Source organism: Bacillus methanolicus PB1, assembly GCF_000262755.1.
GTDB lineage: Bacteria > Bacillota > Bacilli > Bacillales > Cytobacillaceae > Bacillus_Z > Bacillus_Z methanolicus.
Window position 1 is genome coordinate 1,178,961 of sequence record NZ_AFEU01000003.1, and the last position, 21,273, is coordinate 1,200,233.

General features: G+C 39.2%; 17 protein-coding genes. 1 reads left to right on the forward strand and 16 read right to left on the reverse strand.

What is annotated here, in order from left to right; translation table 11 throughout:
* Window positions 1–12: 12 nt before the first annotated feature.
* The 9 genes from polA to PB1_RS15675 form a co-directional block, all read right to left on the reverse strand.
* Window positions 13–2,646: a DNA polymerase I gene (gene polA / locus PB1_RS15635; protein WP_004438805.1), complete on the reverse strand. Its 2,634-nt coding sequence runs from the start codon at window positions 2,644–2,646 to the stop codon at window positions 13–15.
* A 118-nt stretch (window positions 2,647–2,764) separates the two neighbouring features.
* Complete coding sequence (gene hflC, locus PB1_RS15640) at window positions 2,765–3,700, reverse strand: protease modulator HflC (protein ID WP_004438807.1); 936 nt, start codon at window positions 3,698–3,700, stop codon at window positions 2,765–2,767.
* Window positions 3,693–4,658: an FtsH protease activity modulator HflK gene (hflK, locus tag PB1_RS15645; RefSeq protein ID WP_004438809.1), complete on the reverse strand. Its 966-nt coding sequence runs from the start codon at window positions 4,656–4,658 to the stop codon at window positions 3,693–3,695. Before hflK ends, hflC begins: the two co-directional genes overlap by 8 nt.
* A 248-nt stretch (window positions 4,659–4,906) precedes the next feature.
* The gene (pnpS, locus tag PB1_RS15650) at window positions 4,907–6,670 is read right to left on the reverse strand and encodes a two-component system histidine kinase PnpS (RefSeq protein ID WP_004438812.1); all 1,764 of its coding nucleotides are present in this window, start codon (window positions 6,668–6,670) and stop codon (window positions 4,907–4,909) included.
* A complete protein-coding gene (locus PB1_RS15655) occupies window positions 6,667–7,383 on the reverse strand; it encodes a response regulator transcription factor (protein WP_004438813.1) in 717 nt (238 codons plus the stop codon). The genes pnpS and PB1_RS15655 overlap by 4 nt, the downstream gene beginning before the upstream one ends.
* A gap of 159 nt (window positions 7,384–7,542) precedes the next feature.
* A complete protein-coding gene (gene mdh, locus PB1_RS15660; protein WP_004438816.1) occupies window positions 7,543–8,481 on the reverse strand; it encodes a malate dehydrogenase in 939 nt (312 codons plus the stop codon).
* 123 nt (window positions 8,482–8,604) lie between these two features.
* Window positions 8,605–9,876 (reverse strand): NADP-dependent isocitrate dehydrogenase, encoded by a 1,272-nt coding sequence (gene icd, locus PB1_RS15665; RefSeq protein ID WP_174269872.1) that lies wholly within the window; start codon window positions 9,874–9,876, stop codon window positions 8,605–8,607.
* Between the two features lie 330 nt (window positions 9,877–10,206).
* Complete coding sequence (gene citZ / locus PB1_RS15670) at window positions 10,207–11,325, reverse strand: citrate synthase (RefSeq protein ID WP_004438821.1); 1,119 nt, start codon at window positions 11,323–11,325, stop codon at window positions 10,207–10,209.
* Window positions 11,326–11,949: 624 nt separating this feature from the next.
* On the reverse strand, window positions 11,950–12,411 hold the full coding sequence (locus PB1_RS15675; RefSeq protein WP_004438826.1) for a DUF441 domain-containing protein: 462 nt from the start codon (window positions 12,409–12,411) through the stop codon (window positions 11,950–11,952).
* Window positions 12,412–12,614: 203 nt separating this feature from the next.
* Between PB1_RS15675 and ytvI the strand changes: the two genes are divergently transcribed.
* Window positions 12,615–13,736 (forward strand): sporulation integral membrane protein YtvI, encoded by a 1,122-nt coding sequence (ytvI, locus tag PB1_RS15680; RefSeq protein ID WP_004438827.1) that lies wholly within the window; start codon window positions 12,615–12,617, stop codon window positions 13,734–13,736.
* Between the two features lie 143 nt (window positions 13,737–13,879).
* Here the strand turns inward: ytvI and PB1_RS15685 are convergent, their stop codons facing one another.
* The 7 genes from PB1_RS15685 to ystJ all read right to left on the reverse strand — a co-directional run bounded on the left by PB1_RS15685 (window position 13,880) and on the right by ystJ (window position 21,273).
* The gene (locus PB1_RS15685) at window positions 13,880–14,266 is read right to left on the reverse strand and encodes an FxsA family protein (RefSeq protein WP_004438829.1); all 387 of its coding nucleotides are present in this window, start codon (window positions 14,264–14,266) and stop codon (window positions 13,880–13,882) included.
* A gap of 121 nt (window positions 14,267–14,387) precedes the next feature.
* A complete protein-coding gene (gene pyk, locus PB1_RS15690) occupies window positions 14,388–16,148 on the reverse strand; it encodes a pyruvate kinase (RefSeq protein WP_004438831.1) in 1,761 nt (586 codons plus the stop codon).
* 37 nt (window positions 16,149–16,185) lie between these two features.
* Window positions 16,186–17,145: a 6-phosphofructokinase gene (gene pfkA, locus PB1_RS15695; RefSeq protein WP_004438832.1), complete on the reverse strand. Its 960-nt coding sequence runs from the start codon at window positions 17,143–17,145 to the stop codon at window positions 16,186–16,188.
* 234 nt (window positions 17,146–17,379) lie between these two features.
* A complete protein-coding gene (gene accA / locus PB1_RS15700) occupies window positions 17,380–18,357 on the reverse strand; it encodes an acetyl-CoA carboxylase carboxyl transferase subunit alpha (RefSeq protein ID WP_004438835.1) in 978 nt (325 codons plus the stop codon).
* Window positions 18,342–19,217 carry an acetyl-CoA carboxylase, carboxyltransferase subunit beta gene (accD, locus tag PB1_RS15705; RefSeq protein WP_004438838.1) on the reverse strand — a complete coding sequence of 292 codons (876 nt, stop codon included), beginning with the start codon at window positions 19,215–19,217 and terminating at the stop codon, window positions 18,342–18,344. Before accD ends, accA begins: the two co-directional genes overlap by 16 nt.
* A gap of 184 nt (window positions 19,218–19,401) precedes the next feature.
* Complete coding sequence (locus PB1_RS15710; protein ID WP_004438841.1) at window positions 19,402–19,965, reverse strand: FadR/GntR family transcriptional regulator; 564 nt, start codon at window positions 19,963–19,965, stop codon at window positions 19,402–19,404.
* A gap of 69 nt (window positions 19,966–20,034) precedes the next feature.
* On the reverse strand, window positions 20,035–21,273 hold the full coding sequence (gene ystJ / locus PB1_RS15715) for an NADP-dependent malic enzyme (protein ID WP_004438844.1): 1,239 nt from the start codon (window positions 21,271–21,273) through the stop codon (window positions 20,035–20,037).

Genomic DNA, 21,273 nt, shown 5'->3' on the forward strand with positions numbered 1-21,273 from the left:
CCCTCCTTTTATTTATTTCGCGTCGAACCAGGTAGGGCCGAAAGAATAATCCACTTTTAACGGCACTTTTAATTCAACAGCATTCTCCATGACATCCGGTACAATTTCTGTTAGTTTTTCAATCTCATCTTTTGGAGCTTCAAATATTAATTCGTCATGCACCTGCAGGAGAAGACGAGTTTTCAAACCTTCAGCTTTCAGCCGTTCTGCCATATCAATCATTGCTTTTTTAATAATATCCGCAGCACTTCCTTGAATAGGCGTATTCATTGCTGTTCTTTCTGCAAAGCTTCGAACGTTATAATTGCGGCTCGTAATTTCCGGCAAATAGCGGCGCCGATGAAGAATCGTTGAGACATATCCTATTTGCTTAGCTTCTTTCACGATCTCTTCCATATATTCTTTTACACCGGGATAGCTTTCAAGATACCTCTCAATAAACTTCGCCGCTTCCTTTCTCGTAATGCCGAGGCTTTGGGATAAGCCGTAATCACTGATACCGTATACAATGCCAAAATTGACGGCTTTCGCATGGCGGCGCATATTGGAAGTCACTTCATCTTTTTCGACATGAAAGACTTCCATCGCTGTTTTTGTATGGATATCCAAATCCTCTTTAAAAGCCTGGATCAATTTTTCATCATTGGCAATATGAGCGAGCACCCTTAATTCAATTTGCGAATAATCTGCGGCAAAAATGACCCAGTCTTTTTCAGAAGGGATAAATGCTTGACGTATTTTCCGTCCTTCTTCTAGCCGAATCGGGATGTTCTGTAAATTCGGGTCTGTAGAGCTTAACCGTCCTGTCTGTGTCAACGCTTGGTTAAACCTTGTGTGGACTTTATCTGTTTTCGGATCAACTACCTTCAGAAGACCTTCAATATACGTAGACTGCAGTTTCCCGAGCTGGCGGTAATGAAGGATTTCCCTTACAATCTCATGCTCCTGTTCAAGCTTTTCCAATACATCGGCTGAAGTCGAATAACCGGTTTTTGTTTTTTTCATCACCGGAAGTCCAAGCTTCTCAAATAAAATAACTCCAAGCTGTTTCGGAGAGTTGATATTGAACTTTTCACCGGCTAAATCATATATTTTATTTTCAATTTCCTTTAGCTGCTCATTGATTTCATGGCCCATATCACGAAGGCGGTTTATATCGATCTTAACCCCCTGATATTCCATATCTGCAAGAATGAGCGACAAAGGCATTTCAAGTTCATTAAATAATTCATATTGCTTGTTTTCCTTTAACTCTAATTCAAGTTTTTCCTTTAATGCATCCATTGCAGCCGCTTTGCGGACGAGGTGTTCTGCCAGTTTTTCTTCTTCAGGAATTTTCCGTTTTGCCCCTTTCCCGTAAAAAGCTTCATCTGATTGAACACTTGCAAATTTATTCCTTTTAGCAATTGAAGCAATATCATCAATGGATTCCGACGGGTTAATTATGTAGGATGCAAGCAAAAAGTCAAATTCCACGCCTTTTAAATGAATTTGATGGTGCCTTAGAGCAACTTCAGAACGTTTTGCATCATAAACGGTTTTCTTTTTCGTTTCATCTTCTGCCCACTCTTTGAAAGCCTCTGATTTTAAGGCGATTTCAGCAGAAATAAAAAATCTTCCTTTTTCATTAACGACTGAAAATCCGATAATATCTGCATAATGGTAATTATCTTCGAGCACTTCAACATAAAAGATATTATTATCAGTAAACATGTCTGATTGAACACTGGACACAATTTCAAATTCAATTTCTTCCATCTGCTCTGTTTCTTCAGTCTCAGATTCTCCGCCAAACTTGTCTAATAAAGAATTAAATGACAGGTCCTTAAAAAGCTTAATGACCTTGTCCTTTTGGATACCCTCGTATTTAATCTCTTTCAGTTCAAGGTCTACCGGGGCTTCTGTCGTAATCGTGGCCAACTTTTTGCTCAAAAGCGCCTGGTCTTTGAATTCCTCCAGCTTTTCTTTCAATTTTTTGCCGGTTACTTGATCGATCGAGTTCAACAAGTTTTCAACCGTTTTAAATTCAGCAAGCAGCCTGACCGCTGTTTTTTCTCCTACGCCCGGAACACCGGGGATATTATCTGAAGCATCTCCCATTAATCCTTTCATATCAATAATTTGTTCAGGTGTCAGCCCATATTTTTCTTTTATATGGTCAGGTGTGTATTCTTCAATATCGGTTATTCCTTTGCGAGTAATACCGACCGTCGTTTTCTCGGAACAAAGCTGGGTTAAATCTTTATCTCCGGAAATGACTTTTACTTGATACCCTTCTTTTTCTGCACGTTTTGAAAGTGTACCGATAATGTCGTCCGCCTCATAATTTTCCAGTTCATACTGGCGAATCCCGAAAGCATCCAGCAATTCACGAATAAAAGGAAATTGCTCCGATAACTCCGGAGGTGTTTTCTGTCTTCCTCCTTTGTATTCGCTGTACGTTTCATGGCGAAAAGTTGTTTTTCCGGCATCAAAAGCAACAAGTATATGGGTCGGCTTCTCATCTTCAATTATTTTCATCAGCATCATTGTAAAACCGTAAACTGCATTCGTATGGACGCCTTTTTCATTATTTAATAATGGAAGCGCAAAGAATGCCCGGTATGCAATACTGTTGCCGTCTATTAATACGAGTTTCTTCTCCACCCAAAATCCTCCTTCAAAGATAAATCTATGACTGAACAAAAAAACCGTTATTTTCCCTTCTTTATTCTATCACGAGAAGAATTAGAAAGGAAAATAACGGCCGGCTTCATGATTGTTGTTATTTTGTATATCCCATTAGCAAGCGTGCATATGGGGAATCGGAAGGAAGAACAATGACCGTCTCTCCGTTGATTGTTTTTTTATATGATTCAAGCGTACGGAACATAGAATAAAAGTCAGGATCTTTCGAAAAAGCTTTGTTGTATATTTTGGCTGCTTCTGCTTCACCTTCAGCACGGATCAACTCTGCGTCAGCCTGGGCTTTCGCCAGAATTTCCTTTACTTCACGGTCTGTTTCCGCTATAATCCGGTTTTTTTCTGCGTCCCCCATGGAAAGGTATTCCTGCGCTTTCGATTCACGTTCCGAAATCATTCTCGTATATACAGATTGTTCATTTTCTTCAGGGAGATCCGTCCGCTTCATTCTTACATCTGTCACAACAATTCCATAGTTATCTTTTGATAACAAATCATTTACTTTTTCTGTAACTCGATCATTTAATGATCCTCTTGACGACTTTTCATCATTGATAATCTCATCATAATTTAATTGTCCCAGCTCAGCACGGACGACTGAATAAATAAACTCTTCCATACGCGTTTCTGCATTCTCAACCGTTCTGGCATTTGTAATCATTTTTTTTGGATCTGCAATTCTCCAAATCGCATAGTTATCAATCAACATCCGTTTTTTGTCTTTTGTATTGATTTCTGCTTCCGATACATCATACGTCATCTGGTACTTTGGAAGAGTCGTGACGCTTTGGACGAACGGAATTTTATAGCTTAATCCGGGTTCTTTTTCTATTCTTACAACTTCGCCAAATTGACGAATAACTTTATATTCCCCTTCTTTTACAATAAACAGATTCGTGAAAACAAGAATGAGAACAGTTAAAAGAACGGCCAAAAAGATTCCAATTCTAAAATAATTTCTCCACTCGAATCCATTTCCGGTCCGTTCATTCATATTCACTATTTTTTTATCACTCATTGTTTTCACTTCCTTCCTCATTTGCTTTCGGCTTTTCTTTTTCCAGAGGACGAATAGGGAAATACTTTAATGTATTGCCGTCATCATTCATGATATAGATTTCAGTATTTGGCAGCACTTGTTCGATCGTTTCAAGTACGAGGCGCTGCCTTGTTATATCAGGGTTTTTCCTATACTGTTCATAAAGCTTGTTAAATATAGCTACATCCCCTCGGGCCCGTTCAATCCTGGCAGCCTTGTCGCCTTCTGCAGTTGAAATAAGTGCATCCTTTTCCCCTTGCGCTTCGTTTTTCCGTTTGTTCTCATATTTCTTTGCTTCGTTAATCTTTGTATTCATCGTCTCCCGTGCGTCAGTTACATTTGTAAAAGCTTTCCGGACTTCATCATTTGGGAGCTCCACATCCTGAAGCTTTACGGCAAGGACGGAAATGCCAATATCATACTTATTAACGAGAGTGGAAAGCAAATCGCGGACTTCGGCTTCAATTTCTGCTTTTCCTGAAGTTAATGCGTCATCAATTTTAGAACTGCCGATAATGCTTCTTAACGAAGCAGATGTGGCATCATATAATATTTCTTTCGGATCGTCAGAGTTATATAAATATTTTTCAGGATTAGTAATTTTCCATTGGACGACCAAATCGGCAAGAACGATGTTTTCATCTCCGGTAATCATTTTTGTCTCTTCCGGAAACTCTTTTATTTTCCCGTCCTTTTCTTCATAGCCAAATTGGAGACTGAACGTTTCTTTTGAAAGTTTTTCTACACTTTGAATCGGCCATGGCAATTTAAAATGAAGCCCGGGCTCAGTCAGCCCTTCTTCAACTTTACCAAATGTTAAAATGACAGCCTGCTCAGACTCATCTACTGTATACCAGGTTGAAAAAGCAATGATACATAAAATGACAACAAGAAAAACAAGGCCGACAATTGTATTAATCCTCTTTAAGCTAATCATGCCTCTCCCTTTCTTTTCAAAAGATATTGTTTCTTTTTATACGAAAACATGTAAAAAGAGTTTCAACATTTTTACAATATTCAAATTTTCCGATAAAAACGAAAAGACGAAAGCGGGGTCTGCTTTCGTCTTTTCGTTGGCTCCTTGGATGAAGGGGTTTTCAGAAAAAAGTTTAACAAGTCTATGTTAAGCAAAAATAAACCAGATGTTAAAGAACTGTAAAATTTTTAAAAAATTCAAAGAGCCTTTTATAATTGTAAGGTTTTATGAAATTTAATTGTAAATTCCGTCCCTTTGCCAAATTGGCTTTGAACAGAAATATTGCCTCGATGCGCTTCCACCAGATGTTTGACAATCGCAAGCCCTAAACCGGTTCCTCCGGAATTCCGGCTTCTTGCTTTATCCACCCGGTAAAACCGCTCAAATATTCTCGGGATTTCATCTTTATTAATTCCAATCCCGGTATCCTTTACTTTAACAGTTACTGTCTCTTTATTTTCGATTATTTTCACTGTAACCATTCCGCCATTAGGAGTATAAGTAATGGCATTATTAATAAGATTAATAAAAATTTGCTTTAGGCGATAAAGATCTCCCTCAACTGTAATATGTTCTCCGGAAGTTTCCAGCATTAAAGAAATGCCTTTTTCATTCGCCTTGCTTTCGAGAATCGTAATAACTTCATTTAACAACATAACAAGATCAACAGACTGGATATTCAATTTAAACCCTTGCTGTTCAATTTTTGATAAATCCAGTAGATCTTGAATAAGCGTCTGTAGGCGGCCGCTTTCTTGTAAAATGATATTGAGAAAAGCTTCAAGAGTATTTTTATCATTCATCGCTCCATCTAAAAGAGTTTCTGTGAATCCTTTAATAGAGGTAATCGGCGTTTTAAGTTCGTGGGAGACATTGGCAACAAAGTCTTTTCTCATCTGCTCAAGCCTTTTTAATTCCGTAATATCGTGAAAGACAAGCAATATTCCCTTCCACACATCATTTGTGCCGATAATAGGTGCTCCGTAGACTTCAAAATGCCGCCTTTCAATTGCAAGCGGAATGAGCATTTGCCTCTTAATTTTTTGTTCAGTCATAAATATTTCTTCAATTAATTTCGAAATTTCTTGATGCTCTATAACTTCATAATAGAGTCTGTATAAATAATCGCTCGGATTTACATTGAAAATCTCTTTATATGCCCTGTTAATTAAATTAATATACCCTGTGCTGTCAATTAAAATAAGGCCGCTGCCCATATTCTCGATAAGAGTAGTCAATCGGTCCTGCTGCATTTCTTGAGTCTTCATCAGTTCCTGAAGGTTGCGGGCTAGAACGTTTATCGACGCGCTTAACATTCCCGTTTCGTCCATATGATCCTCGTAAGTTCTGGCAAGATAGTTTCCTTTCGCCAGTTCCATCGCAACATTTGTAGCAGATTCAATAGGTTTCGTATAACGGGTCGTGATCCGTGACACTAACAAAATGATTACAATGAGAGCCATTCCGAGACTGGCGGTTAAGAGCATCCAAATTTGCCGGTATATTTTTTTTAGTTCTTCTATTTGCGTGCTAAGAAATACATATCCTTCTTTTTTTCCATCTTTATAAATCGGACTCCAGTAATACCGTAAATCATATCCTCCATCTACTTCATAACCGTCTTTAGTCCCAGAATGTTTCTTTATAATTTCACGGATAATTTCCGCATGCTTAATTTTTGCATTTGATCGTTCACCGCTGTCATAAAGAATGGTTCCTTCGAGGTCAACAATAGTTATTCTTGATTCAAGCATACTGCTAATAGAATCAACTTTTTGTCCGTCAAAACTGTCAATTCCCCCGTTGTCCTCAATATACGAAGTTAACAGACCGCTTTCAATTTTCAGTCTTTCATTAAACGATTTTAAATAATAGCTTTTAAAAAGCTGCCCCAGCAACAAGCCAAGGCCAATTAAAACGGCAACAATAAGGGTGATAATAGAAATGAGGAGTCTTGTACGGAATTTTGTCATTCCCCTTTCGGCTCCTCTAATTTATACCCTAAACCGCGGATTGTTTTAATGTAGACGGGTTTTTTTGTGTTTTGCTCAATTTTCTCGCGTAAATGGCTGATATGTACATCAACAATCCGGGTATCCCCCGCAAAATCATAGTTCCATACTGCACTTAGCAATTGGTCCCTTGTTAAAACTCTTCCCTTATGTTTAGCCAAATATAAAAGCAGTTCAAACTCTTTAGGTGTCAATTCAAGAAGTTCTTCCGCAAAAAATGCTTCATATTGATCAGGATAAATTTTCAGGTCAGCAATCTTAATATAACCATTCTCTATAAATTCATTTTCTTTTACCTCGGGCTGATATTGAGATCTCCGCAAAATTGCCTTTACTCTTGCTATCACTTCACGTGGACTAAATGGCTTTGTCATATAATCATCAGCACCGAGTTCAAGACCGAGAACTTTGTCAAACTCATCATCTTTTGCCGTTAACATCAAGATGGGTGTCATCATTTTTTGCTGTCTTAATTGTTTGCAAACTTCAATTCCATCAAGTTTAGGAAGCATCAAGTCCAATATAATCAAATCTGGATTTTCATTAAGAGCCAAATCTTTTCCATCTTCACCATCCATGGCGGTTATAACATCAAAGCCTGCCTGCTCCAAATTATACTGCAGCAATGTTACAATTGATTGTTCATCGTCGACGACTAGCACTGTTTTCTTCATACAAGCCTCCGGTTTTCGTATTAACCCCTATCTATTATCCAAGTTCCTGATTTTATTATAATATATTTTTCTTCCTGCAAAAGTAGCCAAAATGAGAAAACACATTACATAAATGTAAAAAAATTCGGAGGAAATCCCCCGAATTTTTAATGTTTCAAATTAAACTAATACAGCCATTACATTGCGGACAGATTGTGCTGATTTATCCAAAGCAGCCTTTTCTTCCTCTGTCAATTCAAGTTCGATCACTTTTTCAATACCGTTAGCACCCAAAATTGTCGGAACTCCCAGGTAAATTCCTTCATAGCCGTATTCTCCCTCAAGGTATGCAATAGCCGGAAGAATTCTGCGCTGGTCTTTTAGAATTGCTTCACACATTTCAACAAGAGAAGCTGCAGGAGCATAATAAGCGCTTCCGTTCCCAAGAAGGTTTACGATTTCACCGCCGCCTTTGCGTGTGCGTTCAACGATTTTCTCAATACGATCCTTTGGAATCAGAGTTTCAAGAGGAATTCCGCCTGCGTAAGAATAGCGAACAAGGGGGACCATATCGTCTCCGTGACCGCCCAGTACAAAACCTGTAATATCTTTAACTGAAATGTTCAATTCCTGAGCAACGAAAGTTCGGAAACGGGCAGTATCAAGTACACCTGATTGACCGATAACTCGGTTTTTAGGAAAGCCTGATTCTTTAAACACTGTATAAGTCATAGCATCAACCGGATTTGTCAAAACAACGATGTAGCAGTTTGGAGAATATTTGACAATTTCCTTAGTTACACTTTTCATCACTTTCTGGTTTGTTTGGACTAAATCATCACGGCCCATTCCCGGTTTCCGTGCAATTCCCGCAGTAATTACAACGATATCGGAATCTTTTGTATCTTCATAATTGGAAGTTCCGATAATATTAGCGTCGAATCCTTGAACCGGGCTGGCCTCAAGCATATCTAACGCTTTCCCTTTAGTAGGGTTTTCCATTTGCGGGATATCAACTAAAACAATATCCCCAAGTTCTTTTTGAGCTAAAAGGAAAGCTGTAGTAGCACCGGTAAATCCTCCGCCGATCACAGAAATTTTTTTGCGTTTCATTGACATGATGTGTTCCCCCTTACCGCATTAAAAAAATAGATTGATTCCATACTTATACATTTTATCCTTGAACAGGAAAGAGCACTATATGTAAAGGCTGCTCTTCCAAATGAACAGCCCAAAAAATGATTATCCCATATTTTTAATTAACTCATTTCCAAATTCTGAAGTTTTTACTTCAATTGCACCTTCCATTAACCGCGCAAAATCATACGTTACAACTTTGGAAGCAATTGTTTTCTCCATTGATTTAATGATTAGATTTGCTGCTTCATTCCATCCTAAATGCTCAAACATTAATACTCCGGAAAGGATGACAGATGATGGATTCACTTTATCTAATCCTGCATATTTAGGTGCTGTGCCATGTGTTGCTTCAAAAATAGCATGGCCGGATTCATAATTGATGTTTGCTCCGGGAGCAATTCCAATGCCTCCGACTTGAGCAGCAAGCGCGTCGGATATGTAGTCTCCATTTAAGTTCATCGTTGCAACAACATCAAACTCGCGCGGACGAGTAAGAATTTGTTGAAGAAAAATATCAGCTATTGCATCTTTTACAATGATCTTTCCTGCAGCTTCTGTGTCTGCTTGTGCTTTGTTTGCAGCTTCTATCCCCTGCTCTTCTTTAATGCGGTCGTACTGTGCCCATGTAAATACTTTATCGCCAAATTCTTTTTCAGCAAGCTCGTAACCCCAGTTTTTAAACGCGCCTTCAGTGAACTTCATAATGTTCCCTTTATGTACAAGAGTTACAGACTTGCGGCCTTCTTTAATCGCATAATTGATGGCTGCTCGCACAAGGCGGGTTGTCCCTTCCTGTGAAACAGGCTTAATGCCTATGCCTGAAGTTTCAGGGAAGCGGACTTTATTGACGCCCAATTCATTTTGAAGAAAATTAATTAGTTTCTTAACTTCGTCAGTACCTTTTGCATATTCAATTCCGGCATAAATATCTTCAGTATTTTCTCGGAAAATAACCATGTCTGTATCTTGCGGTCGTTTTACTGGTGAAGGCACTCCTTCAAACCAGCGTACAGGACGCAAGCACACAAACAAATCTAATTCCTGGCGAAGAGCGACGTTCAGAGAACGGATTCCGCCCCCGACAGGCGTTGTTAAGGGTCCTTTGATGGCAATAAAGTATTCATTGATTGTTTTCAGCGTTTCAGCAGGAAGCCATTCTCCTGTTTGATTAAAAGCTTTTTCTCCGGCAAGCACTTCTTTCCATACAATTTTCCGTTCGCCATTATAAGCTTTCTCAACTGCTGCGTCTAATACTCTTTGTGCAGCAGCCCAAATATCCGGACCTGTTCCATCTCCCTCAATAAACGGAATGATCGGATTGTTTGGTACGTTTAATACACCATTTGTTACCTTGATTTTTTCACCTTGCATGATTTATTCTCCCTTCTATAAGAGCATAGTGCCCCAAGACAATCCCGTTATTATATATTTCTTTTTATATGTATGCCGAAAGGGTCTGGCCCCAATGCAGTCTACTTTAGGGAAGCCCGGAGCAATGCGGTTAAAAAATCAGAAAAAGGGGCTGTCTCAAAGCCTAAGGGTCAGACCCCACATCATAATATAAAGGACATAATGTTGGATAAATATGCTATATATTGATAATGCACATGGGGTCAGACCCTTATGAGACAGCCCCTTTTTTCCATTCTATTTTATTACATCAATTTTTCTCGAAAAAGTAAAATTTGCAATAAAAAAATCTTTTTATCCTCTTTGCTCGATTGGGATAAATTTTTGCATTCCAGGACCTGTATAGTCAGCACGCGGGCGAATTAAGCGGTTGTTTTCATATTGTTCTAAAATATGGGCGAGCCAGCCGGATATACGGCTTACAGCAAAAATAGGTGTAAATAAATCATGGTCAATTCCTAAGCTGTGATATATAGACGCTGAATAAAAATCGACATTTGGAGGAAGACCTTTCTCCCCTGTCACAATTGCTTCAATCTTAGTGGACATTTCATACAAATGAGATTCACCAGTAAGCTCTGTTAACTTTTTAGACATTTCTCTTAAGTGCTTTGCACGCGGATCTCCTTTTCGATAGACACGATGCCCAAAGCCCATAATTTTTTCTTTCTTTGCAAGCTTTTCACGAATATATGGTTCAACATTTTCCAATGAACCGATTTCTGTCAGCATTTTCATTACCGCTTCGTTTGCGCCTCCGTGCAATGGGCCTTTCAGCGCTCCTATTGCTGCAGTAACACCGGAATAAACATCAGATAAAGTTGCAACACATACCCTTGCAGTAAAGGTGGATGCATTTAACTCATGATCGGCATGAAGAACAAGAACCTTATTGAATGCTTCAACAGCAATATCTTCGGGTTCTTTTCCATTTAGCATATACAAAAAGTTAGCTGCAAAGCTTAAATCCTTCCTTGGTGCGACGGGTTCAAGCCCTTTGCGTACACGGGCAAATGCAGCGACAATCGCAGGTATCTTCGCCTGAAGGCGGATTGCTTTTCTATAGTTAGCCTCATCATCCATAAGATCAGCTTCTTCATCGTATAAACCCAACAGTGATACAGCTGAACGAAGAGCAGCCATTGGATGAACCTTATCAATCGGATACATTTTGAAATGATCCAAAACCTCTTTTGGAAGTTCTGCGTTTTCAGTCAGATGGATTTTTAGTTCTTCCAATTCAGATTTAGCAGGAAGTTTACGGTGCCATAAAAGAAAAATTACTTCTTCAAAACTAGCATTATCCGCTAAATCATCAATATTATAGCCAACATATGTCAGCGTATCATCGATTATTGAACTTATAGAAGAAGTTGTTGCTACAACCCCTTCAAGTCCACGAGTTACTGTCATACCGAATCTCTCCTTTACTTAAATAGTCTCCCCATTAACCCATTGTCTGCATACTATATTCAACGAAATAATCCATTTTCAGTTTTACAGAAATAGTTTTCGTCTACCTATGGGGTAAAAAAAGGTGCCTAAAAGTTGCTGGATCAAAAGACCATTTAGAGGATAAACATGTGTGTCTGCAAATCAAGTCTTTAAGCGGTTCTTATTTCTTTCCATGACTCCGAGCGCTTGCTCAGAAAAATATCAAAAAAGAAAGTGCTTACATTTTTCTTCTAAATAGCAACTGGCGACGTATTATTATTCTAATTTACATTTTTACATATTTCACATTTGTTAAAGAGGCGCTTACTATTCCTATTATAAACAATTATCAGACTTTTGTGAACGAAAAGAATATAAAATGTGAAAAAATTATTATTTTTTTAGGAAAGCTGATATGTAAATCATTTGTATACTTGAGGTTGAAAATATTACTATTTCAAAAAATAACACTTAAAAAATATGGAACTAAAATGAGGCTGAGGCTGAAGGGTCAGACCTCCAATAAAAAATATAGACAAACTCTGAAAAAACAATTCTATATATTATCATTTCCGGAGGGAGTCAGACCCATCCTATGGCCAATTATTTCAGAAGATCAAAAACTTTCATTGCCATGTATGCGATACCGGCACCGATCAGCGGTCCTACCGCCACTCCTTTAAATAGAGATACGGCAATGATCGTTCCTAAAACAAGAGCAGTCGTGATATGAGGATCTTCTGCCAATAAAAAAACCCCGCCTTTTGCAAGCAGTGCCACTGCAATTCCCGATATTAGCGCAATCCATGCATAAGGTGATTTGAAAGCCCCGGACAAATCCTTGAAGCCGATTTCTCCGCTTGCTATAGGAGAAAGAACAGCGAGCGTTATGATGGTTACACCCCAGTTTATCCCTTTTGATTGAAGAATTGAAAAAGCTTTCATACCAAAAGGAAGCAATCTTAATAAAAGCAAAACTGCCAAAGCGATTAATAGTGAATTATTTTTTGCTATTAAACCTATTCCAAACAATAAAAGTAAAAATAGATATGGTTCGAGTGTCAAATTTATTCATCCTTCCGACATGTTTATCTTACAATAAGACCCGGCAGTTCCTTTAATTAAACATATGATATAAAAATCAGCAACATTTTTTTATTTGGTGAATCCTTTCAATGGTTTTAGTCGTAGAAATTAGAGAAGATGCGGTTTTCCGATTCAGATGATAAAATATTGTTAAATACATACGGAAATAAGGGGGTACTTAATTGAATCAGGTTTACATACATCGAACGATCCGGTTTTTATTTGTAATTGGAATAATAATCTTAAGTTCGGCAGCGGTTTATTACATATCAACTGTCGTATATCCTTTTCTTATTGCGCTGGCAATTGCCTTTCTTATTAACCCGCTTGTTGGTTTTTTTGAAAAAAAGGCCCGAATGCCGAGAGCTCTGGCTGTTTTTATAGTTCTAATTCTTATTTTTGCCGTTTTTGCCGGTTTAATAACGCTGCTTGTCGCCGAAATTGTATCTGGTACTGAATATTTAGCAAGAGTAGTTCCAACACATTTAGATACAGTGATTAATTATATTGAACAATTTTTTGCTGCTCAAATTATTCCTCTTTATAACCAGTTGTCAAGTATGTTTAAAAATCTGGATGCCGGCCAGCAAGATACCCTTCTCACGAATATTCAAAGTGTCGGAAAAAAATTCGGGACAACTGTCGGTGCGTTTATCCAGAACTTTTTTGAAAAAATTCCAAATATCTTATCATGGTTTCCAAACGCAGCTACAGTGTTCATATTTTCTCTGTTAGCAACTTTTTTTATCAGCAAAGATTGGCACAAACTTTCATCACTCATCGGCAGGCTCCTTCCAAAGCGGGCAAAATCGAGCGGAAAAACAGTATTTGCAGATTTAAACAAAGCTTTGTTTGGATTTATAAAAGCACAAGCAACTCTGGTCTCCATTACCACTGTTATTATATTAATCGGCTTGCTGATCCTGCGTGTCGATTATGCGATAACTATTTCCTTAATTGCCGGAATTGTTGATATTATCCCCTACCTTGGAACAGGCGCCATTTTCGTTCCATGGATTATTTATGAGATTATTGCCGGAGAAATGAGCCTGGCAATTGGCCTTGGAGTCTTATATATTGTAGTTATTGTCCAAAGGCAAATTATGGAACCTAAAATTCTTTCTTCAAGTATTGGACTAGACCCGCTTGCCACTTTAATTGCCTTGTTTGTCGGGTTTAAACTGCTCGGATTCCTGGGATTGATTGCTGGCCCGGTAACCCTCGTCATTATCAGCACTTTGCATCGTGCAAATGTGTTCAGAGATATATGGTCGTTTATTAAAGGCGAAGAAAAAGCATCCTAAAATAAACATCTAAAAGAGGCTGTCTCATAAGGGTCTGACCCCATGTGGATTAATCAATATATAGCACATTTATCCAACATTATGTCCTATATATTGTGTTATGGGGTCTGACCCTTAGGCTTTGAGACAGCCCCTTTAATTACTTACCGGATAATCATTAAATTTCCTTTATCGATCCATCTTTTAAATGCTTTTATTAACAGCTTCTTAAAAAACTTTCTCATTGGAGGAGCAAGTAATAGAAACCCTGCCGTATCAGTGATAAATCCGGGTGTCAAAAGCAGTGTGCCTCCTATTAGAATACAAATACCATCCAATAAGGCATCTCCGGGTATTTGCCCGTATCGGAGCTGTTCCTGTACTTTTCGAATCGTCTCAAGCCCTTGCCGTTTTGCTAAGTATGCCCCGAGCACTCCTGTAAAAATGAGTAGAAATATTGTCGGCAGCACCCCAATCGTTTTGCCGGATAATAAAAGAATCGCTATTTCTAAAGCAGGTACGATAATAAGAAATAATAGGAAATAACGCATGCGGCACCTCCACGGACATAATATTTTGTCCAAATTATTATATGCCTCTTTAAACAATAACATCAAATAAAAGAAAACAAAAAGAGATGAAGCTTAACCCCATCTCTCCTGAAATCAAATATTATAAAACACTTGCATGACCGTTGTAAATGATTCCTCGTGCTGCGTCAACAGTAATTTCTTGCCCATCTTTTAAAATTTTTGTTGCATTTTCAGCACCGACAATTACAGGAATGCCGATATTTAAGCCTACAACTGCGCCATGGCTTGTCAATCCGCCTTCTTCGGTAATAAGGGCGCTGCATTTTTCAATTGCAGGTAACATTTCCCGGTCGGTACCGAGCGTAACCAGAATAGAACCTTCCTTCACTTTACTTAATGCTTCTTTTGCATCGCGGGCGATCACGACTTTTCCATACGCTGATTTTCTGCCGATCCCCTGCCCCTTTATCAAAGAATCGCCTACTACATGAATTTTCATAAGGTTGGTCGTTCCGCTCTCTCCAACTGGAACGCCTGCAGTGATAACAACTAAATCGCCATTGGCAACAATACCACTATTCAGACTTTCCTGAACAGCAATTTCAAGCATTTCATCTGTTGTTGTAGCTTCTTTTCCAAGCAACGGATAAACTCCCCAAACTAAAGCTAGACGGCGGCGGACAAAGTCGTTTGATGTAACCGCTACAATCGGCACCTTTGGCCGATATTTCGAAATCATCCTGGCTGTATGGCCGCTTTCAGTCGGTGTTATAATCGCATTTACATCAAGATTTAATGCAGTATGCGCAACAGATTGGCCGATGGCATCTGTAATATTGTGCTCATTGTCTTTGCTGCGTTTCGATAATATTTCCTTGTGATTTAATGCAGATTCAGCTCGTGATGCAATATTATGCATTGTCTGGACAGCCTCTACAGGATATTGTCCAGCAGCAGTTTCACCTGAAAGCATAATGGCATCTGTTCCGTCAAAGATGGCATTTGCTACATCACTTGCTTCCGCTCGTGTCGGCCTTGGATTTCTCTGCATGGAATCAAGCATTTGCGTTGCAGTAATAACCGGTTTTCCAAGGGCATTGCATTTTTTGATCAGCTTTTTTTGGACTAAAGGAACTTCTTCAGCCGGAAGTTCAACTCCGAGATCACCCCTTGCTACCATTAAACCGTCTGATACTTCCAAAATTTCATCAATATTGTCTACCCCTTCTTGATTTTCAATCTTCGGGATAATATGAATATTAGTCGCATTTCGTTCTTCAAGCAATTGGCGGATTTCAAGCACATCTTTTGCTCTTCTGACAAATGAGGCCGCGATAAAGTCTATACCTTGTTCAATGCCAAAAATAATGTCGCTTGCATCTTTTTCTGTAATTCCCGGAAGTTTGACAGATACTCCAGGAACATTAACGCCCTTTTTGTTTTTTAAAATGCCGCTGTTTAAAATTTTTGCCTGAATTTCATTATTTTCATGATCAATTTTTGTTACTTCAAGCCCGATTAACCCGTCATCAAGCAAAATTTTTGAGCCTTTATGAACGTCGTTAATTAAACCTTGATATGTAACAGAAAATTTTTCAGGCGTTCCCAAGACTTCATTCATAGAAATGATTATTTCCTGTCCGGCTATTAATTCGATTGCACCGTTTTCCATATCATGCGTGCGTATTTCCGGGCCTTTTGTGTCAAGGAGGATCGCAATATTTTTGCCGGTTCTTTCTGCTGCTTCCCGAATGTTTTTTATCCTCTGGGCATGTTCTTCGTGGTTCCCATGCGAAAAATTGAGACGTGCAACATTCATTCCCGCTTCTATTAATTGTGTAAGCTTCTCCAAGCTTTCACTTGCGGGGCCAATCGTACAAACGATTTTCGTTCTGCGCATTTTTTATTTATACCTCCTGTAAATAATGAAGGACTTATTATATAGAGAGCTCCTTGGATAGCTTGCACAATTCTAGGTCGAGCATATGTTCCTGGGAAAATACTTCATTAAAATCATAATCTACGACCTCGTTTTTTCTGATTCCTACTGCACGTCCGCCTTTTCCTTCAATGAGAAGCTCAACCGCATGTGCTCCAAGACGGCTTGCAAGCACGCGGTCAAATGCACTCGGCGATCCCCCGCGCTGAACATGTCCAAGAACAGTAACCCAAGTATCAAAACCGGTTGCTTCTGTAATTTGTTTGCTAAGCTCTTCGCCGCTGCAAACCCCTTCGGCTACAATTATTATACTGTGCCTTTTGCCGCGTTCATGACTTCTCTTTAAACGGTCAGCAATTTCATTCATGTCGTAATTTTCTTCCGGAATAACAATCGCTTCAGCACCGCCGGCAAGGCCTGCCCATAATGCAATGTCCCCGGCATTTCGGCCCATTACTTCAACTACAAACGTCCTTTCATGGGAAGAAGCTGTATCACGAATTTTGTCAATCGCATCGATAACAGTATTTAAAGCTGTATCAAATCCGATCGTTTGCTCTGTCCCCGGAATATCATTATCAATTGTACCCGGAACGCCTACACACGGAAAACCAAGTTCTGTCAGAGCCTTTGCTCCTCTGTAAGAACCGTCCCCTCCGATAACAACGAGTCCGTCGATTCCGTGTTTCTTTAATTGTTCAACACCTTTTTGCTGCCCTTCTTTAGTTTTAAATTCTTCACAACGGGCAGAATAAAGCATTGTTCCTCCGCGGTGAATAATATCACCAACAGAACCGAGCTCAAGTTTTTTGATATTTCCGTTAATTAAACCAAGATAACCGCCATACACTCCATAAACTTCCAGGTTGTGATAAATTGCTTTGCGTACAACAGCGCGGATTGCAGCATTCATTCCTGGTGAATCTCCGCCGCTCGTTAGAACACCTATTCTTTTCATAATGCATCACCTCTAGTTATTTCATAAAGTATGTTTAATAGAATAAAAAGCTTTAAAGTGTTTGGACTGAAAGAATTGCTTTCTTAATTATCAGTAAAATACCCTGTAATATTTCTAAAATAACACGAAGAACTTTGTCTCACAACAAATTCCTTAAATTATTCATATAGACAGAATTATCGGGATAATGCAAACGATTTCTAATAAAAAGCGTGCTGATAAAAGTGTACATTTCTAATTTACCTTTACATATTCAGCAGCAAATGAATATTCCCCGATCGCTTTATATTTCCAATAACGGTGGACAACAAGTTCTTCATCCGAAATTTTAACCAGTTCTTTTAAAGATTTCATTAAAATTTGGTCAATATATTCAGATTGTTTTTTAACATCTTTATGTGCCCCGCCTTTTACTTCAGGGATAATTTCATCAATAATACCGAGTTCTTTAAGATCAGGAGCAGTGATTTTCATTGTTTCTGCAGCCCTCTTCGCTTGTGAAGCATCTTTCCATAAAAGCGCGGCTGCACCTTCAGGAGAAATAACCGAATACGTGGAGTTTTCGAGCATATGAATATGATTGCCAACTCCAAGCGCCAAAGCCCCGCCGCTTCCGCCTTCTCCAATAACAATGCAAATGACAGGCACTCTTAAACCGGCCATTTCAAAAAGATTCCGGGCAATTGCTTCACTTTGTCCCCGCTCTTCTGCTGCCTTTCCGGGATATGCACCTTTCGTATCTATAAAGCATATTATTGGTCTTTTAAATTTTTCAGCTTGCCTCATTAACCGCAATGCTTTTCGATATCCTTCAGGATGGGGCATACCAAAATTACGGCGGATATTTTCTTTCGTATCTTTGCCTCGTTGATGTCCTATTACCGTCACCGGCAGACCATGAAATTTTGCAATACCTCCTACGATCGCCTCATCATCTCCAAAGTTGCGGTCGCCGTGGCATTCAAAAAAATCTGTGAAAAGATGCGAAATATATTCCAAAGTAGTAGGACGGTCCGGATGGCGGGCAATTTGGACCCGGTTCCACGGTTTTATATTTTCATAAATTTCTTTTTCTAATTTTTCCAGCCGCTCTTCCAACTTTTCAATTTCTGAAGAGAGGTCCACGTCCGTGCTTTTCGTAAACTCTTTCAGTTCAGATATTTTTTTCTTCAACTCAATGACAGGTCGTTCAAATTCTAATTCTCCAACCATTTCACTTCACCTCCTGCATGAACGTCAAGTATCGTGGTGATTTTTTCTTTTAAATCAAGCCGCGAGATCACAGCATCAAGCTGGCCATGTTTTAATAGAAATTCTGCTGTTTGGAAGTCTTCTGGCAATTCTTCGCGAATCGTTTGCTCGATAATTCTTCTTCCGGCAAAACCAATAAGAGCTCCGGGTTCGGCAAAATTATAGTCTCCCAAGGAAGCAAAACTTGCGGATACCCCGCCTGTTGTCGGGTGCGTCATAATAGAAATCGTTAATCCTCCGTTATCACTGAAGCGTTTTAAGGCGGCGCTCGTTTTTGCCATTTGCATTAAACTTAAAACACCTTCCTGCATGCGCGCTCCGCCGGATGCAGTAAAGATTATAAACGGGATGGAAAGTTCGTCCGCTTTTTCAATCGCCCGGGTAATTTTCTCGCCAACAACGGAACCCATGCTTCCCATACGGAAATTAGCATCCATTACTGCAATAGCCACTTGGAAGCCATTTACTGTTCCAGTACCAGTAACAACCGCTTCATTCATTTTTGTTTTTTCCCGGTCTTTTTCCAGCTTCTCAAAATAATCAGGAAAATTAAGCGGGTTTTTTGAAACCATTCCACCATTCCACTCTTCGAAACTGCCTTCATCTAAAAAGCTTTGCAAACGTTCTGCTGCATTCATCTGATAATGGTAACCGCAGTTAATACAAACTTTAAGATTTTTAGAGACTTCTTTTGTATACATGATTTTTTTACATTTAGGGCATTTTGTCATAATTCCTTCTGGAACATCTTGTTTTGCAGCTTCAGATGGAATGGTGGCATATTTTTTCTTTTTTGATTTTGTAAAAATGTCTTTAAGCAAGGTGAAACCTCCCTCATAGGTAGCAAATAGACAAGCCGGAATCCAGTATTTCAACACATCTATGGAAGTCTACTTGGTGGTCAGACCACTAGTGTGAAAATAACGCGCTCCATCCTTTATCTCATATAACAGCCTGTCTTACAATATAGAGGAATAACCATACAATTACTGTAATATCTTGTCGTTATGGATTCGACAACTTTCTAAGCTTTCGGTATGCTTGCAAAATTTCATCTTGATTTCTTGAGAATATCGCATCAATTAATGACAGGTAATCATTTTTTTTTGCATCGTATTTGTTCAAACCAAGAGAGTTATAATAATCTTTAAGGATCATCCAAATTCTAATAAATAAGTAGTTTTGTGCGAGCTGAACAATTTTCAAAAAAAAATCGTCATCGTTGAATTTAGAGGACTTTGCCCAATTAGAAAAATTGCTTAGCTTTTCTTGATCAAACTTTAATAAAATGAGGCGCAAACAATCTATTTCAATCAAATATTTCGTTTCTGACACATCGCGTTTTGCTCTCTCGTCTTGTAAAATAAACGTGCTTAACAGTTCAACTAATTGATGTCCCCTGAAATCGCGGATGAATGTGCCTTCTCCGCGTCTAGTCTCGATTAGCCCTAATAGTTCTAAAGCGCGCAGAGCCTCCCTTACGGAGGAGCGCCCAACATTCAGGCGCTCAGAAAGCTCACGTTCGGAAAGGATTTTATCTCCTGGCTTTAAACCGTTGGATTCAATCATGGCTCTGATCTGCTTTACAATCTCTATATAAACTTTAGATTTCCCCCGAGTTTGAATCACGTTACCCGATCACTCACTTTTTCCAATAGTAGTAAGCAAACGTGTTTTTTCTTTAACCTCCTCAGGATCAACCTTGATCCTGGCAACGCCGGTTTCCATGGCTGCTTTCGCAACGGCAGCTGCTACTTCAGGGGCTACTCTTGGATCGAACGGTCCTGGAATGACGTAATCAGGATGCAATTCATCTTCTCGAATTAACCCTGCAATCGCCTCAACCGCCGCAACTTTCATTACTTCATTTATTTGAGTTGCCCTAACATCAAGAGCTCCGCGGAATATACCAGGAAATGCAAGAACATTGTTGACTTGATTTGGATAGTCGGATCTGCCCGTTCCCACGACTTTCGCTCCTGCGGCTTTTGCTTCTTCCGGCATAATTTCCGGATCAGGGTTTGCCATTGCAAAAATAATTGGATCAGAATTCATTGATTGGATCATTTCCGCAGTGAGGGCTCCCGCAGCAGAAACACCGATAAAAACATCAGCACCTTTAATTACTTCTGCAAGGCTTCCCTTCAAACATTCCCTGTTTGTGAATTTCGCAACTTCATCCTTAATCGCGTTCATTCCTTGCTGGCGGCCTTCGTATATGGCACCTTTTGTATCGCACATGATGATATCGCGAATACCATAGCTGTATAAAAGTTTAATAATCGCAATTCCGGCTGCCCCGGCTCCATTCGCAACTATTTTAATCTCATTCATTTCCTTTCCGACCAATTTTAATGCATTTACAAGACCTGCAACTGTAACAATGGCAGTACCGTGCTGGTCATCATGAAAAATCGGGATATTTGTTTCTTTTTTCAACCGTTCTTCAATCAGAAAGCAGTTCGGTGCGGCAATGTCTTCAAGATTAACCCCGCCAAAAGTCGGTTCAAGAAGCTTTACTGTCTCAACAATTTTTTCAACATCTGTTGTATTTAAACATATTGGAAACGCATCGACACCAGCAAAACTTTTAAAAAGTACCGCTTTTCCTTCCATTACGGGCAAGGCTGCTTCAGGTCCAATATTTCCCAAACCTAGAACAGCAGTTCCATCGGAAACAACTGCAACCATGTTTCCTTTCATTGTGTAGTCGTAGACAGTTTCCGGCTTATCATAAATCATTTTACAAGGCTCAGCCACTCCAGGAGAGTATGCAAGGCTAAGCTCTTTTGTATTCCTTACTTGAACTTTTGATTTCGATTCTAATTTTCCTTTATTAGCGCGATGCATGTGCAAAGCTTCTTCACGTAATGTCAA